The sequence below is a fragment of the Nevskia sp. genome, assembly GCF_023266035.1.
Classification (GTDB): domain Bacteria; phylum Pseudomonadota; class Gammaproteobacteria; order Nevskiales; family Nevskiaceae; genus Nevskia.
This window is the reverse complement of record NZ_JAHFRY010000208.1, coordinates 1-5,119: the sequence shown is the minus strand read 5'-3', so window position 1 is coordinate 5,119 and position 5,119 is coordinate 1. Positions and strand designations below refer to the sequence as shown.

The 5,119-nt window shown below is 63.8% G+C and carries 5 protein-coding genes and 3 tRNA genes; 2 read left to right on the top strand and 6 right to left on the bottom strand.

Translation table 11 applies throughout. From position 1 onward, the window contains the following. Positions 1-3: 3 nt before the first annotated feature. Positions 4-567 (top strand): oligoribonuclease, encoded by a 564-nt coding sequence (gene orn, locus Q0D45_RS20850; protein WP_293397630.1) that lies wholly within the window; start codon positions 4-6, stop codon positions 565-567. 16 nt (positions 568-583) lie between these two features. Here the strand turns inward: orn and Q0D45_RS20845 are convergent, their stop codons facing one another. Together Q0D45_RS20845 and Q0D45_RS20840 are read right to left on the bottom strand one after the other, a co-directional pair. Continuing rightward, positions 584-832, bottom strand: a complete 249-nt coding sequence (locus Q0D45_RS20845; RefSeq protein WP_293397627.1) for a hypothetical protein — start codon at positions 830-832, stop codon at positions 584-586. 126 nt (positions 833-958) lie between these two features. After that, positions 959-3,178, bottom strand: a complete 2,220-nt coding sequence (locus Q0D45_RS20840) for a S8 family serine peptidase (protein WP_293397624.1) — start codon at positions 3,176-3,178, stop codon at positions 959-961. Positions 3,179-3,464: 286 nt separating this feature from the next. Here Q0D45_RS20840 and Q0D45_RS20835 point away from each other — a divergent pair. Then, positions 3,465-3,540, top strand: a tRNA-Ala gene (locus tag Q0D45_RS20835). 125 nt (positions 3,541-3,665) lie between these two features. On the opposite strand, the gene Q0D45_RS20830 is transcribed toward Q0D45_RS20835, so the two are convergent. The 4 genes from Q0D45_RS20830 to dksA form a co-directional block, all read right to left on the bottom strand. Continuing rightward, a complete protein-coding gene (locus Q0D45_RS20830) occupies positions 3,666-4,208 on the bottom strand; it encodes a prepilin peptidase (RefSeq protein ID WP_293397621.1) in 543 nt (180 codons plus the stop codon). Positions 4,209-4,271: 63 nt separating this feature from the next. Continuing rightward, positions 4,272-4,347 (bottom strand) — tRNA-Arg (locus tag Q0D45_RS20825). A 39-nt stretch (positions 4,348-4,386) separates the two neighbouring features. Continuing rightward, a tRNA-Leu gene (locus tag Q0D45_RS20820) sits at positions 4,387-4,473 on the bottom strand. A gap of 95 nt (positions 4,474-4,568) precedes the next feature. Further along, the gene (dksA, locus tag Q0D45_RS20815) at positions 4,569-4,991 is read right to left on the bottom strand and encodes an RNA polymerase-binding protein DksA (RefSeq protein ID WP_293397618.1); all 423 of its coding nucleotides are present in this window, start codon (positions 4,989-4,991) and stop codon (positions 4,569-4,571) included. Positions 4,992-5,119 lie beyond the last annotated feature (128 nt).

The window sequence follows — 5,119 nt, the reverse complement described above, 5'->3', positions numbered from 1 at the left end:
GCCATGAAAAACAGCCCCGAACAAGCGTCCAGCAACCTGATCTGGATCGACTGCGAGATGACCGGCCTGATCCCCGAGGAACACCGGATCATCGAGATCGCCACCATCGTCACCGACAGCGATTTGAACGTGCTCGCCGAAGGTCCGGTGATTGCCGTACATCAGCCGGAGCACGAGCTGGCGAAGATGGACGAGTGGAACGTCAACCAGCACGGCAAGTCCGGCCTGACCGCGCGAGTGCGCGCCAGCCAAGTCAGCGCAGCGGAGGCCGAAGCACAGACCATCGCCTTTCTGAGGGACTGGGTGCCGGCCGGCAAATCACCGATCTGCGGCAATTCGATCTGCCAGGACCGCCGCTTTCTGGCCTGCTGGATGCCGGCGCTGGAGCGCTACTTCCACTACCGCAATCTCGACGTCAGCACGGTCAAGGAACTGTGCCAGCGCTGGGCACCGGAAACGGCGAGGGGATTCAGGAAGGAGTCATCGCATCTGGCGATGGACGACATCCGGGATTCAATCGAGGAACTGCGCTACTACCGCCAGCATTTCATCCGCTCGGCAAGCTGAGCCCGCAGGCGCAGCTTCAGTCGCGCTTGCGGCGGCCGGGCTTGTCGTCGAACAGATCGTCGAAATCTTCGCCGATCAATTTCTTCAGCTCGCGTTCCTCGCGCAGGCGTTCGACATCCCGCCAGTCGCGCGAGCGGCCATTGGGCACGACATTGCCCTTGGCATCGACCACGGGCGTGTCGTCTTCAAAGCCTTCCACCTCTTCCGCAAACTCGTCGAACGGCTTCGGTTGCGGTTGCGGTTTCTTGCCCGGTCTGCCAGCCATGCGTGTGCGTGCTCCATCGAGTGACATCGTGATTTGCGCGCGTTTTAGCAGGCTTTCAGCGAGCGTGGAAGCCCCCCCGCGCAGCCCTTGGTCATGGCTGCAGGCGAACCGCCGGACAAGCGGTCATCAGTCTGCTTTCCGACGCCTCAGCAGCGCCGCACTCAGCAGCATCGCAAGCAGAGCTGGCGGCACCGCACCGCCACCGCCGCCGCCGCTGCCAGGCGGCGGTGGCGTGTTCTCCAGCGCTGCGCGCAGCGGGTAGCTGGCACCTTGGGTGCGATCGAAATTGACCACGGTGACGTAGTAGGTGCCGAGGCGAGGGGTGTCGATGGAGATCGTCTCGTCGCCGTTGTCCGCGGCATCGCCGCGCTGCGCCTCAGGCACGTTGACGAAGTAGAACGGTTCCGGATCGCCCTCGGTGGTCGGCACGTCGGCGTCGAGATCGACGTTGTACTGCGCCGGTTCGCCGTAGCGCACGAAGATGTCGACGTCGTTGACGGCGGTGGACTGCACGACCAGGCGATTGCTGCCAGCCGGCAGTCGGGTCACGTCGAAGCTCCAGGTGTGGAACTCGTCGTAAAGGCCCGGCGCGAAGCTTTGTGAGGCCGTGGTACCCAGGCTCAGCTTGCCGATTTCCATGATGAAGCGACGCGTTGCCGTGTAGTTGCCGTCAGCGGTGATCGCCAGCGCGAACTGCACGTACTGATGGCCGTCGACCGTGGCCGGCACGCGCACCTGGAAATCCACCGGCTGGATGACCCCGGAGCCAAGCGCGCCGAGCGAGGCGGTGCCGCTGTTGACGACCACGCCGGCACCGCTGGCGGTCAGCGTGGCGCGGACATTGGTTGCCGCCAGCCACAGGTTTTCGACCGTAACCCGCAAGGTCGTCGTTTCGCCGGGATCAAGGCCGCCATTGCCGTTGGCACCGTCCTCGACAGTCGCCGGTACCAGCACCGGCACATCGACATTGCTGGTGTCGTACGCCAGCGTGTAGCTGCTGGCCTGTGCGGGGCGGATCACCAGCGAGGGCCGTGGCTGCAGATTCAGCGCCTGTCTGGCATCGATGCGGCCGGCAGCGGTGCGCAGGTTCACCGGGTTCGAGGGATCGAGTCCGACCTGGCCGCTTTCGATCAGCCGAGCCTTCACCTCGGCAACCGTCGCGCTTGGGTAGTAATCGCGGATCAGTGCCGCAACGCCGGCCACATACGGGGACGAGAACGAGGTGCCATTGATGCCGCCGGTGGTGTAGCCGCCGCCGAGTGTCGTGGTGACGATCTGCAGGCCGGGGGCGGCCACCGGCACGGTTGTCGAGCCATAGTTCGAGAAGCTGGCGATACCGTCCTGGCGATTGGTCGCGGCAACGGTAAGCACGTTCGGCAGCTGGTAGTTGGCGGGATAGCTGGCACCTGAAATATCGATGTTCGAGTCCTGATTGCCGGCCGAGGTCACGAACAGGATGCCGGCGGTGTTCAGTGCGGAGATCGCATCACGCTCGGCCAGCGAATAGCTCGGGCCACCGAAGCTGGCGTTGACGATGCGCGCACCGTTGTTGCGGGCGAAGTCGAGTGCCTGCAGCTCCGAAGCCACGTCATAGCCGAAGCGCAGCGGCATGATCTTTTCGTTCCAGGCCGCACCCGCGACGCCGATGCCATTGTTGCCGCGCGCCGCAGCGGCGCCAGCCACGGCCGTGCCATGTGATTCATCGGCCGAGGTCGGGCTGGGGTCGGAATCGTTGTCGGCGAAGTCGTAACCGTTGACCAGGTTGTCAATCAGATCGGGGTGCGAGGTCTCGAAACCATCGTCGATGATGGCGATCGTCACGTTGCCGCGTCCGGTGCGATCAGCGATGCCAGCGCCGAGCGAATCCCAGGCTTCGACCAGATTCATGTCGGCGCCGGCAATGCCGGCCGGTCCGCCGTCGACAAAGTTCGCCTGGCCGGTATTCTGCAGTCCCCATTGCCGCGAGAACAGCGGATCGTTGGGGATCGCCGCCATCGGCCGGCGCAGGAAATTCGGTTCCGCGTACTCCACCGCGGGATCGGCCGCGAGCATCTTCAGGGCGCCCGGAACATCGACGACCGATGCCAGCTTCAGGCGCTCGAAGCGGCCATCGAAGTAGCGCGCTTCGGCGCGCTGCCCCTGGGCAGCCCGAAGCATATCGCTGGCCGTGGACTGGCTCTGGGCCTTCATGCCGGCGCGGTACTTCACGATCACTTCGCCACTGCGATAAGTCAGCCTTGCCGAAGGATCGGCCAACGAGGCCGCCGCTCGGCTCGGCGCAACCGCTTGCACCAGCATCGGCGAGGTGGCCAGAGACAGCAGGGCAAGTTTCAGCAATCGGTTCATGAACGGTTTCTCGAAGACGGAGCGCGAGCGAATCATCGGATCATCGCCAAGCGGAAGGTGGGGCGCCACTCGCAACGGACGGCCTGCGCCGACAGCCGGCATCAGCACCGTGGGGCACGAAGAAAAGGGTTCCCCTTTCGGTTGACAAGGCTTAAACTGCGCGCCGTCGTGCAGATTGCTGCCGGGAAATTCATCCTCCCCGTGCAGACAGTTCGCGGGACGGCAAGTTGTCTTGCAGCAGCGATGATTCCGTACTCCGCAAGACAGCAAGCAGCAGGTTTCGTGTGGGGACGTAGCTCAGTTGGGAGAGCGCGTCGTTCGCAATGACGAGGTCGTCGGTTCGATCCCGATCGTCTCCACCAATTACCTGCTGACTATGAAAGCGCATCCCGATGCGGGGCGCCTGCTTCTCAAGCAGAAGCCCAAAAAAAACACGTTTCCCTTACCTCAGCGTTACGCGGCTTCTGTCGTGTGCGCGACCAAATACTCAGTGGCCAGCCGAAGCGGCCCAGAGCACGGCGGCAACGGAACCACAAAGAATGGCTCCGGCATAGGGAAAGCGGAGCGGGCCGGTTCCTTCCTTGTCGACGCGCTTGCCCAGCCAGGTCCCGCCCAGGATCAGATGCTTGATGCCGAACCCGTAGCGCTGCACGGTTTCGCGCAAGCCATCCCGGACGATCAGCACGATGATGGCGATCACAGCACCCGCGATGAACGTGCAGAGCACTGCAGCCAGCGTGATGGACGGACCCAGGAACGCACCAACGGCCGCCATCAGCTTCACGTCGCCAGCGCCCATGGCTTTCAGCAGGTAGAGCGGCAGCAAGGCAATCAGGCCGAGCGCCAGCCCGCCTAGCGACGCGCCCGGCGTCACGCTGCCGTAGCCGGTCACCGCCAGCAAGATCCCCACGGCTGCGCCACCCAGCGACAGCAGGTTCGGGATTCGCCGCGTGCGGCTATCGATGATCGTCGCCGCGACCAGAACCGCGAGCAGGATCCAGTGAGAAGGCGAGTTCAGACTTGCGTCCACCTTGGCGCTGCTCCTGGAATCCGGCGGGTATCAAGCCGCGCTTCTCTTGACGATGCTGCGATGTGGTGCCCCGAGCAGGAATCGAACCTGCGACCTACCGCTTAGGAGGCGGTCGCTCTATCCACTGAGCTACCGGGGCGTATGTCGAAACGGGTTGGTATGGCGGGTACTGCAAGCTTGGTGCGCCCGGCCGGAATCGAACCGGCACGCCTGCGAAGGCGGGAGATTTTAAGTCTCATGCGTCTACCAATTTCGCCACGGGCGCAGCGGCGGCATTGTATCGCGCAGAAGCAATCGCCCAACGAAAACGCGACGAAGGCGGTGCACGCCTTCGTCGCGTTGATGGTGCTGCGACGTCGATCAGCGATCGCGGAAGTGCGTCTCGACCTTTTCGTCCTGACCTTTGACGTCGACGCAGACGCTGGCCGTCGGGCGGGCGAGCAGGCGGGGAATGCCGATCGGTTCGCCAGTCTTGGTGCAGAAGCCGTATTCCTTGTCGCGGATACGGCGCATCGACTCATCGATCTTGCGCATCAGCATCGATTCCCGTTCGCGCAGACGCAGGTCGAGCCAATGCTCTTCCTCGGCGGTGGCGCGATCGGCTGGATCGGCGAACACCTCGCGCTGATGCAGGCGTTCCTTGACGTCCAGCTCGCGCGCCAATACTTCTTCGCGCATCTTGAGCAGGCGCAGGCGGAAGAACTCCACCTGCACGTCGTTCATGTAATCGTCGTCCGACATGCTGCGGATGTAGTCGTCGGTCATGTCGACGACCGTGCCCATCGTGGCTGGCGAGGATTTCGGCGCTCGCGGCGAACGCGAGGATTTTTCAGCGACGGCAGCTGCCGGCTGTTTAACAGTTGAAGTTTTTACGGCGACGGCTCGGTTGACTGGGGGAGTTCCGGTGCTGC